Raw genomic sequence first — 16,485 nt, forward strand, 5'->3', positions numbered from 1 at the left:
GATTCGAACTGATTCCCCACGCCACCCGATTCCCTTCCTGTGGCGGCTGCCAAAAGCCTTGTTCAACCACTCATGAGTATTGCGAGCGAAGTGTTCGCGATCTTCCCATTCTAGGTCGTGCGGTACGCCTTAGCGTTTTGCTCAGGCGGGTTGGCTGCCGCGATTGTGGCAAACGCATGGAAGGCGGTCAGTTGGCTGGATCGCTATGCCCGCATGACGCGCCGCTTGGCCGATACGGTCATTCAGGCCTGCGAGCGCCTTCCCACTCTGCACGTAGCCCAGATGTTTGGGTTGCATTGGGACACCGTTCGGTTGCCTGGAGCGTCGTGCCTTGCAGGCGGTGTTGAGCGAGCTGCCAAAGGCGCAACCGCGACACCTGATTATGGACGAGTTCGCGTTGTTCAAAGGTCATCGTTACGCCAGCGTTGTGCTGGATGCCGATACACGACGAGTGCTGTGGATCGGTGAAGGCCGTAGCCGAGCGGCAGTCAGGCCGTTCTTCGAGGAGCTGGGGCCGGAGGGCTGCGCTCGAATCGAAGCGGTGGCGATGGACATGAATACTGCTTTTGATCTGGAGGTTCGCCAGCATTGCCCGAAAGCGCGAGTGGTCTACGACCTTTTCCATGTGGTGGCCAAATATGGCCGAGAGGTGATTGATCGGGTCCGCGTCGACGAGGCTAACCGGCTGCGTCATGACAAGCCGGCTCGCAAGGTCATCAAGCAGGCGCGATGGCTGTTACTGCGTAACCCGCAGAACCTGAAAACGCCGGAACAACAGGTCCATTTGCAGGATTTGCTGGCGGCCAACCAAGCGTTGATGACGGTCTATTTGATGAAGGCTGAACTCAAAACGCTCTGGACGCCGAGTGCTGCCTGGGCTTGGAGATCGGCCTGGAAGCAATGGCTGCGCCATGCACATGAAAGCGAAATACCGGCTCTGATCCAGTTTGCCAAACGGCTAAAAGCTTAACTGGCGGGGCATCGTCAGTCGGGTTCGCTGGCCGATGCACACCGGTCAGTTGGAAGGAATAAACAATCGAATAAAGGTCATCAAGCGGATGGCGTACGGTTACCGGGATAGCGAGTTCTTTTTCATGAAGATCAAGAGCGTCTTTCCCGGTAATCCGTGATGAACCAAAAAAAAGGGGCCGCACCCTGCCAAGGAGACGGCCCCGGAAATCACTATTTTTTACCGCTCGGTCATCACCGACAGCCCGGTAGTCCTCAAATGTTTAACACGGATAAGTTGCGGTTCAATGAATCAATCTGCCTGCACCTGACTCCCCCACAACGATCTACGCTTGGGCTGCCCGCACCGTTTCGGTTGTCTGCTGCGCCTTGCGCTCAAACCGGTTCGCCCGTCCAAACGTGCCGAAATCATTGAAGCGCACACCCATTTCGCGCATCACCTTGTGCGCCACCGGGACGGTCAGCTGGCGGATATAAAACGGTTCCTTCACCACAAAATGATGGATGCCGTGGCTGCTGCCGAAGTTGAAGCAGAACACCTGCAACGGCCACATCCACCAGGGGTTCAGCACCTGGGTCTGCTGGATCACGTTGCCCGGCTCGATGTCGCCGTAGTAGTGCATGTTCGAGCTGACGAAGTGCAGGCAAAAGGTGCGCAGCACGTTCGGGCCGATGATCACCACGGCGGCGATATCAATCACCTGCATCACCGACAGCGTGGTCGCCGACCACTCCACCGAGGAGCCCAGCAAAGACGCAATACCGTTGGCCGCGTGGAAACCGAGAAACAGGTACCACGCGCCCCAGTGCACCAGCGCCAGTGGCGCGTAAACTTTCAAAGAGCGCTTGATGATGCTGAATTTATGCGCCCAGGTCTTGGCCCGCAGCATGCGGATAAACGCCGACATCACGTTGTCGCCGACCATCAGTAAACGCGCGATGCCCCAGGGTTCGCCGTTGGTGATCGCGCGCTCTTCCATGTCGGTTTCGCTGCCGGACACCTTGTGGTGGTTGAGGTGCAGATGACGGCGGATCCACGGGTTGATGGTGCTTGGCCGCGCCAGCCAGACCAAGCCCATCATCAGGTTGTGCGGCAGGCGTTGCTTGCGAAAATACAGGCTGTGGATCAGGTCGTGTTCCAGCTCATGGGTCAACGAGGCGAAAAATGCATTCAGCAGCAAACACGCCCACCAGGCCATGTGTCCGGACATGTAGAGCGCCGCCGAGCCAATCATTCCGGCCAGGGCGAAGGCCAGAATGCCCACGCCCAAGGCGTCCTGATGATCGAGAATTGGGTAACGCTTACGCAGTTCGACACCGCGGGCGAGCACCACTTCACGAATGTGTGCAGATCGTTGTTGTGCATTCAGGCGTTGAGGACTTGCAGAAGTACCGTACATGCTTCCATCCTTTAGTTATTGATGTTCGCATCCTGCCCTGTGCGATTGCTTCGGGCGTTAGCTGTGAACGCCAACCTGTTGACCGGAAGCGCCAATCATCATGATTGAACCCACCTCCCTCGCCAGCTGGACCCGCGCTTTGCGCAAGCAACTCGACGCCCTCGGCCTCGACAGCAACGCGCTGTGCCTGCAAGCCGGGCTCGACCCGCAACTGATGGACGACCCGAACGCCCGCTATCAGTTATCGGCCACCACCCGACTGTGGGAGCTGGCGGTCGAAGTCAGCGGCGATCCGGCGATTGGTTTGCGGGTGTCGCGATTCGTCAGTCCGACCACCTTCCACGCGTTGGGTTATGCGTTGGTGGCCAGCGGCAGTCTGCGTGAAGTGTTCGAGCGCATCGTGCGGTATCACCAGGTGATCAGCGACGCCTTGGACCTCGAACTGACCCGTGGCGAAGATCGTTATTGCTTCACCCTCAAGGTGCCAGAAGGCAGCCCGGCGCCAGCACGGGAAGCAATCGATGCCTTCGCCGCGATCTACGTGCGCACCTGTCGCAACCGTCTGGGCCGGGACTACGCGCCGCTGGCGGTGTACCTGCGTCGCCCGGAACCGGTCGATCCGAAACAATGGCATGCGGTGTTCCGCGCGCCGATCTTCTTTGCCGCTGACGAAGACCGGCTGGAGTTTTCCATCGAAGACTTCGAAAGCCATCTGGATGACGCCAACCCGGAGCTGGCCGAACACAATGAAACCGTACTCAAGCGCGCCCTGACGCAGCTGCGCCTGCTGACCTGGGAGCGCAAGGTGCTCGATGCCATCGAAGCACAACTACCGGAAGGCGAACCCAGCGCCGAACGCATCGCCGAGACCCTGCACTTGAGTTTGCGCAGCTTGCAACGGCACCTGGCGGACGAAGGTTGCCGGTTCGATACGTTGCTCAATGAGTGTCGTGAAAATCTGGCACTGCTGCACTTGCGAGACCCACAGTGCTCGCTGAGCGAAATCAGCTACCTGCTCGGATTCGCCGACACCAGCAGCTTCAGCCGCGCCTTCAAACGCTGGACCGGAATGACGCCGGGGCAGTTTCGCGATGGGTTGCGGTAAAGCTTCGGGATATGCGCCGGTTTTGCTGGCCTCATCGCGGGCAAGCCTTGCTCGCGATAGCGATTTACCAGACACCACAGAAGGCTCAGCGCCCCCGATCACGGCGCAGCAACGTGCGCACCCGCGCCACCAGCTCACTCACGGCGAACGGTTTGAGCAGGTAGTCATCCTCATGCAGCTCCAACCCACGCAGCCGGTCTTCAATACCATCGTGGGTGGTCAGGAACAGCACCGGCGTTGCGCCGAGCTGGCGGATCTGCTGCAACAGTTGCCAACCGTTAAGACCCGGCAGCATCACGTCGAGAATGATCAGATCGTACTCACCCGTTTCGATGAAACGTCGCCCGGCCATGCCGTTGTCCGCCACATCCACCACATAACTGGCTTCGCTCAGCCCTTGGGCCAGAAGTTTCGCGGTCTCGGGTTCGTCTTCCACTAACAGCAAACGCATGGCACACCTCGAATAATCATCACCACAGGCTAGGCGCCTTGGCGCACAAAGCCCATCACTAACGGTTATTTCGGATGAGGTGGCCGGCTCAGACGCCCGCCAACGCCCGCAACCGCCCTGCATCGAGGATCTCGATCTCACCATAACTCAGGTTGAGAATGCCCTGGTTCTCCAGTTCCTTGAGGATCTGGTTGGTGGTCTGCCGCGACAGCGAAAGCAGCAACGCCAACTGCTCCTGCGGCAGCTGCAAGGTGCGCCGTGCCGGTTCGATTTCACCATAGCCGTCGGCAATCATCAGCAAGCGATGCGCTACGCGGGCCGGGGCCGGCAGCAAGGTCAGCTGTTCAAGATTGATGAACGTCAGGCGCAATTTATGGCTCATCAGCAAGGCCAGCTGTCGCCAGTAGTGCGGCTGTTCTTCGAGCAAGGTGAGCAGCGCTGTCTGCGGTATGTGCAACAGAATGCAGTGCCCCACGCCATAGGCGTCGTGGGTGCGCGGCTGGCCATCGAACAGACTGATTTCGCCGAACCAGTGCGGCGGCTCGATCAGGCTCAACAACGCCTCCTTGCCCTGCTCACTCACGGCGCCCACGCGCATCGCACCTTCGAGCACCGCGTACAGCCCACACGGTGGATCGCCGCGCTTGAACAGCCGTTGCCCCGGCGACAACCGCCGCACGCGGGCCAGGGACAGCAGACTATCCTGTAACGAGGGCGGCAAATGGCTGAACCATTGACCCTTCATCAGGCGTGACCGCCAGGCCTGCATATCCATGAAAACTCCAAGATGATTGTCGTCTGGCTGACAGAGCAACGAAGGACCGCAGGGCATGATCGAGATCCCTACAGGAGGAATGACAATGAAAAGCCTCGTTGACCACCTCAGTCAATACGCCGCATACCACCGTGACCCGCGCAACATCGCCAGCCACTTCATTGGCATTCCGCTGATCGTGGTCGCCGTCGCGGTATTGCTGTCACGGCCAGGATGGCCGGTGGCCGGGCTCTGGCTGTCTCCCGCGATGCTATTGGCGCTGGCGTCGGCATGGTTCTATTTGCGCCTGGAAGTACGCCTTGGCATGGTGATGACGGGGCTACTGGGCCTATCCGTTTGGCTAGGTCAAATTCTCGCAGCGCACAGCACCTTGCTCTGGTTGAGCAGTGGCATCGCGATGTTTGTGGTCGGCTGGGCGATCCAGTTTGTCGGCCATCACTACGAAGGACGCAAACCGGCGTTTGTCGATGATGTGACGGGGTTGATTATCGGGCCGTTGTTTGTAGTGGCGGAATTGGCGTTTTTGCTGGGTTTGCGGCATGAGCTCAAAGAGCAGATCGAGGCGCGGGCGGGTGGGGTCCGAATTAATCGCAAAAATGCAGCAGCATAAGACGCTTTTGTGGCGAGGGAGCTTGCTCCCGCTGGACTGCGCAGCAGTCCTAAAACCAGCAATCGCGTTTTTCAGGTAGGACAAGGTGGCCTGCTTTGCGACTGCTGCGCCCGAACGCGGACCGGCCGACGGGAGCAAGCTCCCTCGCCACAGGTCAGTGCAGACCCCGTGGGAGAGGCAAGCCGGCGATGTTTTTCAGAGGCTGGCGACTTTCTGCCAGACCTTGGGTTTGAAGAACAGCGTCTCGCCCTTGGCCAACCCGGTCAGGCTGTCGTGATCCTTCACTACTTCAGCTTCGATCAGTTCGCTCTGGCCCTCGACCTTCAAGGTGATGCGGGTGGTCGCACCCAGCGGACGGATGTCACGTACTTGCGCCGCGTGGTGATCCGCAAGCTCGGTGCGCGACAGCGACACTTCATGAGGGCGGAACAGCACGTGGTTGTCGCCACCCAGGTGCAGACGGTTCGAATCGCCGAGGAAGTGGTAGACGAAATCGCTGGCCGGGTTTTCGTAGACGTCGCCCGGTGAACCGATCTGCTCAATCACCCCCTTGTTCATCACCACGATGCGGTCGGCCACTTCCATCGCCTCTTCCTGGTCGTGGGTCACGAACACCGAGGTCAGGTTGATGTCTTCGTGCAACCGCGCCAGCCAGCGCCGCAGCTCTTTACGGACCTTGGCATCCAGCGCGCCAAAAGGTTCGTCGAGCAGCAAGACTTTCGGCTCGACCGCCAAGGCACGGGCCAAGGCGATGCGCTGACGCTGACCGCCGGACAGTTGTTCCGGGTAGCGATCCGACAGCCAATCCAGTTGCACCATGTTCAGCAGTTCGTGAACTTTGACCGCGATCTGGCTTTCGCTCGGACGCTGGTTTTTCGGCTTCATGCGCAAGCCAAAGGCAACGTTGTCGAATACGGTCATATGGCGGAACAAGGCGTAGTGCTGGAACACGAAACCGACGTTGCGATCACGCACGTCGTGGCCGGAGACGTCTTCGCCATGGAACGCGATGCTGCCGACGTCCGGGGTTTCCAGGCCCGCGATGATTCGCAGCAAAGTGGTTTTGCCGCAGCCGGACGGGCCAAGCAACGCCACCAGCTCGCCGCTCTGGATGTCCAGGTTGATGCTGTTCAGCGCCTTGAACGCGTTGAAGTTCTTGCTGACGTTACGGACTTCGATCGACATGACTTATTCCTCCGCGGCGCTGGCGCGCAGGCGGTTAATACGGTTTTCGCTCCACTGCTTGAGCAGCAGGATGAAGAGCGCCAGGATCAGCAGCAGGCTCGCAACGGCAAACGCGGCAACGTGGTTGTATTCGTTGTAGAGGATCTCGACATGCAGCGGCAGGGTGTTGGTCACCCCGCGAATGTGCCCGGACACCACCGACACCGCCCCGAACTCACCCATCGCCCGCGCAGTACACAGCACCACGCCGTAGATCAGGCCCCACTTGATGTTCGGCACGGTCACGTGCCAGAACATCTGCCAGCCGTTGGCGCCCAGCAACCGCGCGGCTTCCTCTTCCTGCGTGCCTTGCTCCTGCATTAGCGGGATCAGTTCGCGCGCCACAAACGGCACGGTGACGAAAATCGTCGCCAGCACGATGCCCGGCAAGGCGAAGACGATCTGGATGTCGTGGCCCTGCAGCCACGGGCCAAAAATCCCCTGGGCACCGAACATCAGCACGTAGACCAGGCCCGCGATCACCGGCGACACCGAGAACGGCAAGTCGATCAGGGTCACCAGCATGCTCTTGCCACGGAACGAATACTTGCTCACGCACCAGGCCGCGCTGACGCCGAACACCAGGTTCAACGGCACCGAAATCAGCACCGCAATGACGGTCAGTTTCAGCGCCGACAAGGCGTCGGGCTCAAAGATCGCGGTGAAGAACGCACCAAGGCCCAGCTTCAGGCCCTGGGACACCACAATGAACAGCGGCAGCAACAGGAACAACGCAAAAATCAGCCAGCCGAGGCCGATCAGAATTCGCCGAGAAACGGCGCTGCCACGACGGGCAGCATTGGCCGAAGACGCGACGGTAATAGACGATTGGGACATTTTTTCGCGCCTCCTTATGGGGTTTCGATGCGCCGCTGCAACAAGTTGATCAGCAGCAACAGGACGAAGGAAACCACCAGCATCAGCACGCCAATGGAGGTCGCGCCGGTGTAGTCATATTGGTCGAGCTTGACCATGATCAGCAGCGGCAGGATTTCGGTTTTCATCGGCATGTTGCCGGCGATGAAAATCACCGAGCCGTACTCGCCAACACCTCGGGCAAACGCCAGGGCAAAACCGGTCAGCCACGCCGGCAGCAACGCCGGCACCAGAATGTAGCGAAACACCTGCAACGGCTTGGCACCCAGGCACGCGGCGGCCTCTTCGATTTCTCGCGGGATGTCAGCCAGTACCGGCTGCACCGTACGCACCACGAACGGCAGCGTGACGAAGGTCAGCGCCAGGGTGATGCCGAGCGGCGTGTAGGCGATCTTGAACCCCAGGTCCGCCGCGAACTGCCCGACCAGACCGGTCGGCGTGTACAGCGCCGTCAGCGCAATACCGGCCACGGCCGTCGGCAGTGCGAACGGCAGGTCGATCATCGCGTCGATGATCTTGCGTCCGGGGAAGGTGTAACGCACCAGCACCCAGGCCAGCAACGTGCCGATGATGCCGTTGATGATCGCGGCGTACAGCGCGGTGCCGAAACTGAGCTTCAACGCCGCCAGCACCCGTGGCGCCGAGATGATTGCCCAGAACTGATCCCAGGTGAGTTGAGCGGCATGCACAAACATCGCCGCCAAAGGTATGAGCACAATCAGACTGAGGTACACCAAGGTGTAGCCCAGCGTCAGCCCGAAGCCGGGTATGACGGGGGAGATACGACGCGACATAAAAGTCCTTGGTTAAGAGCGCGCAAAGCCCCGACGGTGAGATCGGGGCTCATTTATCAGCTATTTCAGGTTACTGCGCCTGATAGATCTGGTCGAACACGCCACCGTCATTGAAGAATTTTGGCTGGGCGGATTTCCAGCCACCAAAATCCTTGTCGATGGTCACCAGCTCCAGGGTCGGGAACTGTTTGGCGTACTTGGCGGCCACGTCCTTGTCACGCGGGCGGTAGAAGTTTTTCGCAGCAATTTCCTGACCAGCCGGGCTGTACAGGTGCTTGAGGTAGGCTTCGGCGATTTGCTCGTTACCCTTCTTCTCGGCGTTCTTGTCGACGACCGCCACGGGCGGTTCGGCGAGGATCGACAGCGAAGGCACGACGATGTCGAACTTGTCAGCGCCGCCCTGTTCTTTCAGCGCCAGGAAGGCTTCGTTTTCCCAGGCCAGCAACACGTCACCCTGACCATTGTTGACGAAGGTAATGGTCGAACCGCGAGCGCCTGTGTCGAGTACCGGGACGTGCTTGAACAAGGTCTGCACGTACTCTTTGGCCTTGGCTTCGTTACTGCCGTTGGCTTTCAGGCCATAAGCCCAGGCGGCGAGGAAGTTCCAGCGTGCGCCGCCGGAGGTTTTCGGGTTCGGGGTGATGACTTCAACACCGTTTTTGGTCAGGTCGCCCCAGTCCTTGATGCCTTTGGGGTTGCCCTTACGCACCAGGAACACGATGGTCGAGGTGTACGGCGTGCTGGCGTCCGGCAGGCGTTTTTGCCAATCGGCCGGCAGGGTTTTGCCGAGTTTGGCGATTTCGTCGATGTCACCGGCCAGGGCCAGGGTCACCACGTCGGCCCGCAGACCATCAATCACCGCCCGGCCCTGTTTGCCCGAACCACCGTGGGATTGCTGGATCTTCACGTTGTCGCCAGCGTGCTCGTTCTTCCAGAAGTTGATGAACTCGGCGTTGTAGTCCTGATACAGCTCGCGGGTCGGGTCGTACGACACGTTGAGCAGTTCATAATCCCTGGCAACCGCGACACCTGTAAAAATAGCGCTGGCCAGAGCGGCCAAAGCGTAACGGCGAATCGACGACATAGTGCAGCTCCTGAATTCTTTTGTGTTGGCTGTTCTTATGGTTTTCCGGAATCGGGTTGCCCGTTGAGTAGTGCTTCAGCTCGGCTTGTTGCCTGGGTTCTGCAAACGGAATTTCTCTTTGCGCTCGATCTGAACCACCTGCGCGTTGTGTACGGTGATCTCCACTGCCCCAAAGCGCAGATCGCGCAATGCGCTCTGGATCTCGCGCAAAATGGTGGCTTCGTCCTGGCCGTCAACGCTACGTAGAGATGCGCTCATGGTGCTGCTCCTTCAATGAGATGTGCCTGGCAGTGGCGGCACTGCTTGCGGCGTGAGAGCAATAGTAGATAGGCGCATATATTCTTAAAAATACTATTTAAGAATGTTTATATAACCGAAAGGCATTATTTGATAGGCAAGGGTTTGCGCTGGGATTGAATGTTTTTGAAAGATACTCTGAACTCTGTGGCGAGGGAGCTTGCTCCCGCGGGTCGGTCCGCGCTCGGGCGCAGCAGCCCCAAAATCAGGCACCTCTGCCTTTCAGGAAAACTCACCACCCGGATTGCGAGCGCTTCGCACTGGAACGCCAGCCCGGTCGAGCGGGAGCAAGCTCCCTCGCCACAAAAGCAGACCGCGTGTTTACCGAATCACCGGGGCTCGCGCCCAGTCCAGCTCATGAGCCGGTATCGGCCGACCAAACCAGTAACCCTGCCCCAAATCGCAGCCCTGCTCGAGCAAAAACGCCGCCTGCTCGACCTGCTCGATGCCTTCGGCGTGCACCTGCATGCCCATGCTTTGCGCAAGGGCGATGATCACTCGAACGATCGCCGTATCGTCCTCATCTAACGGCAGGCCAGCAACAAAGCCCTGGTCGATCTTGAGTTTCTGCACCGGCAGACGTTTGAGTCGCAGCAGCGACGAATAACCGGTACCAAAGTCATCGATGGCCAGCCGCACGCCCAGTTCGCGCAGACGATGCATTTGTTCCAGCGCGACTTCAGGATCTTCCATCACTGCGCTTTCAGTCACTTCCAGCTCCAGGCACGCCGGGTCCAGTCCCGTGTCGTGCAGCACTTGAGCAACCCGTTCAAACAGTTCGCGCCGGGCAAACAGGCGGGGAGACACGTTCACCGCAATAAACGACAACACCACCCCGGCGTTCTGCCAGGCACACATTTGCTGACAGGCCTGCTGCATCACCCAGGCATCAATCTCGGCGATCAACCCGGTGCGTTCGGCAATCGGAATAAACTCACCCGGCGGCACCAACCCGCGCTGCGGGTGTTGCCAGCGAACCAGCGCTTCAACGCCGACCAAACGGCGGGTCTTGAGGTCATGCACCGGCTGGTAGTACACCCGTAACTCCTGCTGCTCCAGCGCGCGACGCAATTCAAAGGCCATCTCGACCCGGTGCTGGGCGTGAGCGGTCAACTCCTCGGTGTACAAGGCATAACCGTCGCGCCCCGAACTCTTGGCCTTGAACAACGCCGAATCGGCATTGCGCAGCAATTGTTCGGCGCTCAGTGCATCGCTGGGGAACAGGCTGATACCGACACTGGCGTTGATGAACAACGGGTGAGCACCGATGACAAAGGGCTCTTTCAGACCATCAATGATCCGTTGTGCCAACGCGGCAGCCTGCACCACTTGCGGACAGCTCTCGGCCAGCACGGCAAACTCGTCGCCGCCCAAACGCGCCAGCGTAATACCGGGGCCAAACATGCCTTGCAGACGCACCGCCGCCGCTTTGAGCAATTGATCGCCAACGTTATGCCCGAGGCTGTCGTTGATCATCTTGAAATGGTCCAGATCGATCATCAGCAACGCACACCCGCGCTTGTGGATCTGCGCTGAAGCAAGCGTCTGCTCGACGCGATCGCTGAACAGCAGACGGTTGGGCAGGTCGGTCAGCGGATCGTGGTGCGCCAGATGCGCGAGTTCGTGCTCGGAGTTCTTGATCGCGCTGATGTCGGAAAACACCGCCACATAGTGACTGAGCCGGCCGTGGTCATCGTGAATGACCCGGATGGTCTGCCATTGCGGATAAATTTCACCGCTTTTGCGCCGGTTCCAGATCTCGCCGCTCCATTCGCGGGTGTATTTCAGACTCTCGAACATCGCTTGATAGAAATCTGGCGGATGATGGCCGGACTTGAACAGGTTGGGCCTCTGGCCCAACACCTCTTCGGCCTGATAACCGGTGATCTCCATGAAGGCCCGATTGACGTGGACGATCACCCCCTGGCAATCAGTGACCAATACCCCTTCACGGGTGCAATCGAACACCGCCTGCGCCTGGCGTAATCGCGCGCGATCTTCGTTGCGCTGGCGTAATTTGGCGCTGACCCCGAGAAAACCCAGCAAATGCGCCCGGGCAATGAAGATAAACCCGGCGCTAAGCACGACCCAGACATAACCGTTGATCAGTTGCCATCGCTGAAGATCAGCGGATTCATCGAATAAATTGGTTAATAAATAACCAGTGCACTCCAGCCAAACGACAGAAAACATCAAGTAGAGCAGCGCTGTACGCAAGGCATCGCGATAAGAAGCAGACATTCGGTCGTCCATGGACATACAAAAAAGGTTGGAATTATAGATTAAAGAAACATCCGGCCACTCTTATCTGAAAGCACGACTGGTTTTATCTGTGTGCTGAGTGATAATGCGCCAGCTGTTTTTTTCTTTATCGAGGGCCATACAGCCTATGTGGTACGAAGGTTTACTCGGCTTGTCGCCCTGGCAACTGGTGGCAGTCACCCTGTTAATGACCCACATCACCATCGTGGGCGTCACGGTTTATCTGCATCGTTATTCAGCCCATCGCTCCCTTGAGCTCAATGCCGGCCTGAAACACTTTTTCCGCTTCTGGCTGTGGCTGACCACGGCGCAGAACACCCGCGAGTGGACAGCCATCCACCGCAAGCATCACGCCAAATGCGAAACCGTCGACGACCCGCACAGCCCGGTGATCAAAGGCCTGTCCACAGTCTTGCGCAAAGGTGCCGAGCTGTACCGCGCCGAAGCGGAGAACGCCGAAACCCTGCGCATTTACGGCAAGAACTGCCCTGAAGACTGGATCGAACGCAACCTCTACAGCCGTTATCCGCTGCTGGGTGTGGCGATCATGGGCGTCATCGACCTGTTGCTGTTCGGCACCATCGGTATCACCATCTGGGCGATCCAGATGATGTGGATCCCGGTCTGGGCCGCTGGCGTGGTCAATGGCCTGGGCCATGCCATTGGCTACCGCAACTTCGAATGCCGTGATGCGGCAACTAATCTGGTGCCCTGGGGCATCCTGATCGGCGGTGAAGAACTGCATAACAACCATCACACCTACCCTAACTCGGCGAAACTGTCGGTGAAGAAGTGGGAATTCGACCTTGGCTGGGCGTGGATCCAGGTCTTCAGCTTCTTGCGGCTGGCCAAGGTTCAGCGGGTTGCGCCGATCGCCCACCGTGTCGAAGGCAAAGGCAGCCTGGACATGGACACCGCCATGGCGATCCTCAACAACCGCTTCCAGATCATGGCCCAGTACCGCAAGCTGGTGATCGGTCCGCTGGTCAAGCAAGAGCTGGAAAAGGTCGACCATTCGGTTCGCCACCAATTCCATCGCGCCAAGCGCCTGCTCTCGCGTGAAACCAGCCTGCTGGATGACAAGCACCATGTGCGCATCCAGACGATGCTCGAGCACAGCCACGCGCTGAAGGTAATTTACGAGAAACGCCTGGCCTTGCAGCAGATCTGGATCAAGACCAGCTCAAATGGCCACGACATGCTGGCGGCCATCAAGGACTGGGTCCACGAAGCCGAAGCCAGCGGTATTCAATCGCTGCGCGACTTCGCCCACCAGTTGAAAACCTACTCGCTGCGCCCTGCCTGACCTTGTGGCGAGCGAGCTTGCTCGCGCTCGAATGCAGAGCACTCGCAATCCTGGCGACACGTTTTAACTGACAAAACGCAGTCGTCAGATTGGGGCGGTATACCGCCCAGCGGGAGCAAGCTCCCTCGCCACAAAACGCGGGAACCAAGCTCAAAATCCCCTATCTCAAAGAGCACTTCGCCATCCAGGCGGGCTTTGTTGTGGCCGCTACCGAGCTCGCGGCACGCCCTTTGAGCGTTGTGCCGATGGTCAATAAAAACCTGGAAGACCTGCCCTACCCGCAGTGGCCCGAGGCCGCGCAAACCCTGATGGCGCTGATGCATGCACAAGGCGAGGTCGCGCGCCTGCAACAGGAAATCCAGCGTTTGAGTTTCAGTCATCACGGGCAGACCTTCGGCATCACCGTCAGCCAGGGCCTGACCAGCCTCATGGCCGAAGATGAAACCCTCGACAACCCCCTACACCCGAGCCGACGCCGCGATGTATGAAGCCAAACGCCAGGGCAAGAACCGGATCATCTCCGGCTGACAGACTCAACACCGTCCCCTTGTGGGTTTGGTGTCAGGCTTACTTTTTGCGCAAGCGCAGCAGTTCCGGCAGGCCGATTTTGAGCAGGCGCGCCGTTCGGCTTTTGGCCAGTTCTTCAACGCCTTCATGCTCGGTCAGGCGAGCGAGTTGCGCCGCCAGATTCATCACCAGCGCTTCACGGGAATACACCCCGCCGCCGAGCTGATAGACCGCCGCAATCAGCTCTCGCAACTCCAGCGGAAGCCGCCAGCGAGTGCGCAACGCCGATCCATAGGCCGCGCCAAATTCCGCCAGCGCGTCGCCGACCTCTTCCAGCTCGTCCAGTTCGCCCCCCGCCTGTATCCACTCCTGCAAGCAACGTAACAGCGCCAGATCGCCGAGGCGATGGAGCATCCCGGCGCAATAGCAACGCTCCTGATCGAGATCAAGCAACCGCGCCAGGGTCCGCCCGTATTCGGCGGTGTGCAGTGACAGCTCCCAGTAGCGCTCGGCGTAATCGGCCAGGCACGGGTCACTCAACTTCGCACTGCGCTTGAGGGCCAGGCCAAGGATCAGGTTCATGCTTTGCCCGGTGCCCAGGCGACTCAAGGCCTGGGACACGGTCTGCACAGTATCGCCAAGGTGCTGCGAGGCGCTGTTGGCGGCGGCGATCAGCACGGCGGTGATCTGCGGGTCAGTGCGCACTTCTTCCTCCAGCAGCTTCAGATCGAGGCCATTGGGGTTCAGGCTGCGCTTGACCGCCAGTTCCACGTCAGTGAGCAACGGCGCGCCGTCCGCCAACTCACGCCAATGCTCAAGGAAGGTCGACAAGGTCATGCCGGGCGCCAGCGCCGGGACGTCACAGGAAACCGTCTGGCCGGCGCTCAGGAGCAAGTCCTGCAGGCGCTGAGTCAAACCTTCCATGTTCAGGGGCTTGGTCAGATAGGCCGTCGGGGCCAGCGGCAATACCTCGCGCACGCTGGCGCTGTCGTTGCGGCTGCTCATCAAAATGAACGGCAACACCGGGTTACGCCGCCGCTGACGCACGCTGCGCAGCAAGCCCAGGCCATCGACACCGGAAAGCTCCCAATCGGCGATCACCAAGTCATAGGGATTCTCACTCAGCAGCTCCAGTGCCTGCTGGCCATCGGCGCACAGATCCAGTCGCGCATCGCAGCGCACATGCAGCAACACCTGCTTGAGCAGGTCTCGAGACCAAGGGTCAGCCTCGGCGATCAGCACTCGCGGTACAGCGGGTAAATCTACAACGGTCATCAGTTCACTCCGAGGCAATGCTTGCACCTTAGACAATGCCGGCCATTCGATACAGCGCAAAAACCGCCGATGTGTTGCCAGTGACAAAAAAACCCGCCGAAGCGGGTTTTTTGTCGATCAGGTCACACTGGGTAATCAGAGCTCGGAGAAGCACTCTTCCATGATCGCCAGACCTTTATCCAGTTGCTCGTCCGGTGCAGTCAGCGGCACCAGTACACGCAACACGTTGCCATAAGTACCGCACGACAGCAGGATCAGACCCTTGTCGCGCGCCTTGGCCACGACTTGGGCGACGGCGGCGGCGTTAGGCTTGTGGCTGTCGCCGTTTTCGAACAGTTCAACCGCGATCATTGCGCCCAGCGCACGCACTTCACCGATCACCGGGTACTTGGCCTGGATGGCCTTGAGGCCAGTGACCAGACGCTCGCCGACTGCCTTGCAGCGATCCAGCAGGTGCTCTTCTTCGAACACTTCCATCACTGCCAGCGCTGCGGCGCAAGCGATCGGGCTACCGGCATAAGTGCCGCCCAGGCCGCCTGGAGCGATGGCGTCCATGTATTCAGCCTTGCCGCACACACCGGCCAGCGGGAAGCCGCCAGCGATGGATTTGGCGAAGGTGGTCAGGTCGGCCGCAACGCCCATCTGTTCCATGGCGAAGAAGGTGCCGGTACGACCAGCGCCGGTTTGTACTTCGTCAGCGATCAACAGAATGCCGTGCTGGTCACACAGGGCACGCAGACGCTTCATGAACTCTTTAGGCGCGACGTAGAATCCACCTTCGCCCTGTACCGGCTCGATGATGATCGCAGCGATGTCACGCGGCTCGGCGTCGTTCTTGAAGATGCGCTCGATGCTGGCGATCGAATCGTCGATGCTCACGCCATGCAGTTCGTTCGGGTACAGCGCGCGGAAGATGCCGCCTGGCATCAGGCCCATGCCGGCCGAGTAAGGCACGACTTTACCGGTCAGGCCCAGGGTCATCATGGTGCGACCGTGGTACGCGCCGGTGAAGGCAATCACGCCGGCACGGCCAGTAGCGGCGCGGGCGATCTTGATGGAGTTTTCCACGGCTTCGGAACCGGTGGTCACCAGCAGGGTTTTCTTGGCGAAATCACCTGGAACCTTGGCGTTCACTTTCTCGCACAGTTCTACGTACGGTTCGTAAGCCAGTACCTGGAAGCAGGTGTGAGTCAGTTTGTTCAACTGCTCGGTCACGGCGGCGATGATTTTCGGGTGCAGGTGACCGGTGTTCAGCACGGCGATACCGCCGGCGAAGTCGATGAACTCGCGACCTTCAACGTCGGTCACGGTGGCGTTCTTCGCGTGGTCGGCGAAGATCGGGTGAATCTGGCCAACACCGCGTGGTACAGCGGCTTCGCGGCGTTTCATCAGGGATGCGTTGGTCTTGCTCATAGTGTCCTCATTCGCCGCTCATCGGTCGGCGTGGCTCAAGGAATACGTGGCGGGGAGGCAACTACGGCAGCATGCGATGATCGACTGCCACAGCTTTCCCGGCCACAGATAAAAATCTGTTTGAAGCGCACAAAGGG

Annotated in this window: 14 protein-coding genes and 2 pseudogenes; 5 read left to right on the plus strand and 11 right to left on the minus strand. The window is 59.4% G+C overall.

Annotated elements, in window-relative coordinates:
• Nucleotides 1–1,130 (plus strand): annotated as a pseudogene (locus HK44_RS30755) (ISL3 family transposase); the annotation flags it as partial.
• Nucleotides 1,131–1,295: 165 nt separating this feature from the next.
• Here HK44_RS30755 and HK44_RS27100 read toward each other — a convergent pair.
• The gene (locus HK44_RS27100) at nt 1,296–2,369 is read right to left on the minus strand and encodes a fatty acid desaturase (protein WP_019691165.1); all 1,074 of its coding nucleotides are present in this window, start codon (nt 2,367–2,369) and stop codon (nt 1,296–1,298) included.
• 100 nt (nt 2,370–2,469) lie between these two features.
• Between HK44_RS27100 and HK44_RS27105 the strand changes: the two genes are divergently transcribed.
• Nucleotides 2,470–3,474: an AraC family transcriptional regulator gene (locus tag HK44_RS27105; RefSeq protein WP_019691166.1), complete on the plus strand. Its 1,005-nt coding sequence runs from the start codon at nt 2,470–2,472 to the stop codon at nt 3,472–3,474.
• A gap of 85 nt (nt 3,475–3,559) precedes the next feature.
• Here the strand turns inward: HK44_RS27105 and HK44_RS27110 are convergent, their stop codons facing one another.
• Nucleotides 3,560–3,925, minus strand: coding sequence for a response regulator (locus HK44_RS27110; protein ID WP_019691167.1), 366 nt, complete (start codon nt 3,923–3,925; stop codon nt 3,560–3,562).
• A gap of 88 nt (nt 3,926–4,013) precedes the next feature.
• Complete coding sequence (locus tag HK44_RS27115; protein WP_019691168.1) at nt 4,014–4,700, minus strand: Crp/Fnr family transcriptional regulator; 687 nt, start codon at nt 4,698–4,700, stop codon at nt 4,014–4,016.
• Between the two features lie 85 nt (nt 4,701–4,785).
• On the opposite strand from HK44_RS27115, the gene HK44_RS27120 reads away from it, so the two are divergent.
• Nucleotides 4,786–5,310, plus strand: a complete 525-nt coding sequence (locus tag HK44_RS27120; RefSeq protein WP_019691169.1) for a DUF962 domain-containing protein — start codon at nt 4,786–4,788, stop codon at nt 5,308–5,310.
• A gap of 195 nt (nt 5,311–5,505) precedes the next feature.
• On the opposite strand, the gene HK44_RS27125 is transcribed toward HK44_RS27120, so the two are convergent.
• The 6 genes from HK44_RS27125 to dibA form a co-directional block, all read right to left on the minus strand.
• Entirely contained in the window at nt 5,506–6,495 is a 990-nt protein-coding gene (locus tag HK44_RS27125) for a sulfate/molybdate ABC transporter ATP-binding protein (RefSeq protein ID WP_019691170.1), read from the minus strand.
• Between the two features lie 3 nt (nt 6,496–6,498).
• Nucleotides 6,499–7,371 (minus strand): sulfate ABC transporter permease subunit CysW, encoded by an 873-nt coding sequence (gene cysW / locus HK44_RS27130; RefSeq protein WP_019691171.1) that lies wholly within the window; start codon nt 7,369–7,371, stop codon nt 6,499–6,501.
• 14 nt (nt 7,372–7,385) lie between these two features.
• Nucleotides 7,386–8,204: a sulfate ABC transporter permease subunit CysT gene (cysT, locus tag HK44_RS27135; protein WP_019691172.1), complete on the minus strand. Its 819-nt coding sequence runs from the start codon at nt 8,202–8,204 to the stop codon at nt 7,386–7,388.
• A gap of 70 nt (nt 8,205–8,274) precedes the next feature.
• Entirely contained in the window at nt 8,275–9,288 is a 1,014-nt protein-coding gene (locus HK44_RS27140) for a sulfate ABC transporter substrate-binding protein (protein ID WP_019691173.1), read from the minus strand.
• Between the two features lie 75 nt (nt 9,289–9,363).
• On the minus strand, nt 9,364–9,546 hold the full coding sequence (gene oscA, locus HK44_RS27145; RefSeq protein ID WP_007941032.1) for a sulfur starvation response protein OscA: 183 nt from the start codon (nt 9,544–9,546) through the stop codon (nt 9,364–9,366).
• Between the two features lie 360 nt (nt 9,547–9,906).
• A complete protein-coding gene (dibA, locus tag HK44_RS27150) occupies nt 9,907–11,826 on the minus strand; it encodes a phosphodiesterase DibA (RefSeq protein WP_019691174.1) in 1,920 nt (639 codons plus the stop codon).
• 148 nt (nt 11,827–11,974) lie between these two features.
• On the opposite strand from dibA, the gene desA reads away from it, so the two are divergent.
• Both desA and HK44_RS27160 read left to right on the plus strand, forming a co-directional pair.
• Nucleotides 11,975–13,153, plus strand: coding sequence for a delta-9 fatty acid desaturase DesA (gene desA, locus HK44_RS27155; protein ID WP_019691175.1), 1,179 nt, complete (start codon nt 11,975–11,977; stop codon nt 13,151–13,153).
• A 341-nt stretch (nt 13,154–13,494) separates the two neighbouring features.
• Nucleotides 13,495–13,681, plus strand: a pseudogene (locus HK44_RS27160) (GGDEF domain-containing protein); the annotation flags it as partial.
• Between the two features lie 39 nt (nt 13,682–13,720).
• On the opposite strand, the gene HK44_RS27165 reads toward HK44_RS27160, so the two are convergent.
• Both HK44_RS27165 and gabT read right to left on the minus strand, forming a co-directional pair.
• Nucleotides 13,721–14,935: a response regulator gene (locus HK44_RS27165; protein WP_019691176.1), complete on the minus strand. Its 1,215-nt coding sequence runs from the start codon at nt 14,933–14,935 to the stop codon at nt 13,721–13,723.
• Between the two features lie 135 nt (nt 14,936–15,070).
• Nucleotides 15,071–16,348, minus strand: a complete 1,278-nt coding sequence (gene gabT / locus HK44_RS27170; RefSeq protein ID WP_019691177.1) for a 4-aminobutyrate--2-oxoglutarate transaminase — start codon at nt 16,346–16,348, stop codon at nt 15,071–15,073.
• Nucleotides 16,349–16,485 lie beyond the last annotated feature (137 nt).

Source organism: Pseudomonas fluorescens HK44 (genome assembly GCF_000217955.3).
GTDB lineage: Bacteria > Pseudomonadota > Gammaproteobacteria > Pseudomonadales > Pseudomonadaceae > Aquipseudomonas > Aquipseudomonas fluorescens_AQ.

Bases quoted from the DNA above. Each gene is read 5' to 3' on its own strand.
- HK44_RS27120 (WP_019691169.1), top strand. From the start codon at position 4,786: ATGAAAAGCCTCGTTGACCACCTCAGTCAATACGCCGCATACCACCGT.
- HK44_RS27125 (WP_019691170.1), bottom strand. From the start codon at position 6,495: ATGTCGATCGAAGTCCGTAACGTCAGCAAGAACTTCAACGCGTTCAAG.
- gabT (WP_019691177.1), bottom strand. From the start codon at position 16,348: ATGAGCAAGACCAACGCATCCCTGATGAAACGCCGCGAAGCCGCTGTA.
- HK44_RS27140 (WP_019691173.1), bottom strand. From the start codon at position 9,288: ATGTCGTCGATTCGCCGTTACGCTTTGGCCGCTCTGGCCAGCGCTATT.
- HK44_RS27100 (WP_019691165.1), bottom strand. From the start codon at position 2,369: ATGTACGGTACTTCTGCAAGTCCTCAACGCCTGAATGCACAACAACGA.
- cysW (WP_019691171.1), bottom strand. From the start codon at position 7,371: ATGTCCCAATCGTCTATTACCGTCGCGTCTTCGGCCAATGCTGCCCGT.
- oscA (WP_007941032.1), bottom strand. From the start codon at position 9,546: ATGAGCGCATCTCTACGTAGCGTTGACGGCCAGGACGAAGCCACCATT.
- HK44_RS27165 (WP_019691176.1), bottom strand. From the start codon at position 14,935: ATGACCGTTGTAGATTTACCCGCTGTACCGCGAGTGCTGATCGCCGAG.
- cysT (WP_019691172.1), bottom strand. From the start codon at position 8,204: ATGTCGCGTCGTATCTCCCCCGTCATACCCGGCTTCGGGCTGACGCTG.
- HK44_RS27115 (WP_019691168.1), bottom strand. From the start codon at position 4,700: ATGGATATGCAGGCCTGGCGGTCACGCCTGATGAAGGGTCAATGGTTC.
- HK44_RS27105 (WP_019691166.1), top strand. From the start codon at position 2,470: ATGATTGAACCCACCTCCCTCGCCAGCTGGACCCGCGCTTTGCGCAAG.
- dibA (WP_019691174.1), bottom strand. From the start codon at position 11,826: ATGTCTGCTTCTTATCGCGATGCCTTGCGTACAGCGCTGCTCTACTTG.
- HK44_RS27110 (WP_019691167.1), bottom strand. From the start codon at position 3,925: ATGCGTTTGCTGTTAGTGGAAGACGAACCCGAGACCGCGAAACTTCTG.
- desA (WP_019691175.1), top strand. From the start codon at position 11,975: ATGTGGTACGAAGGTTTACTCGGCTTGTCGCCCTGGCAACTGGTGGCA.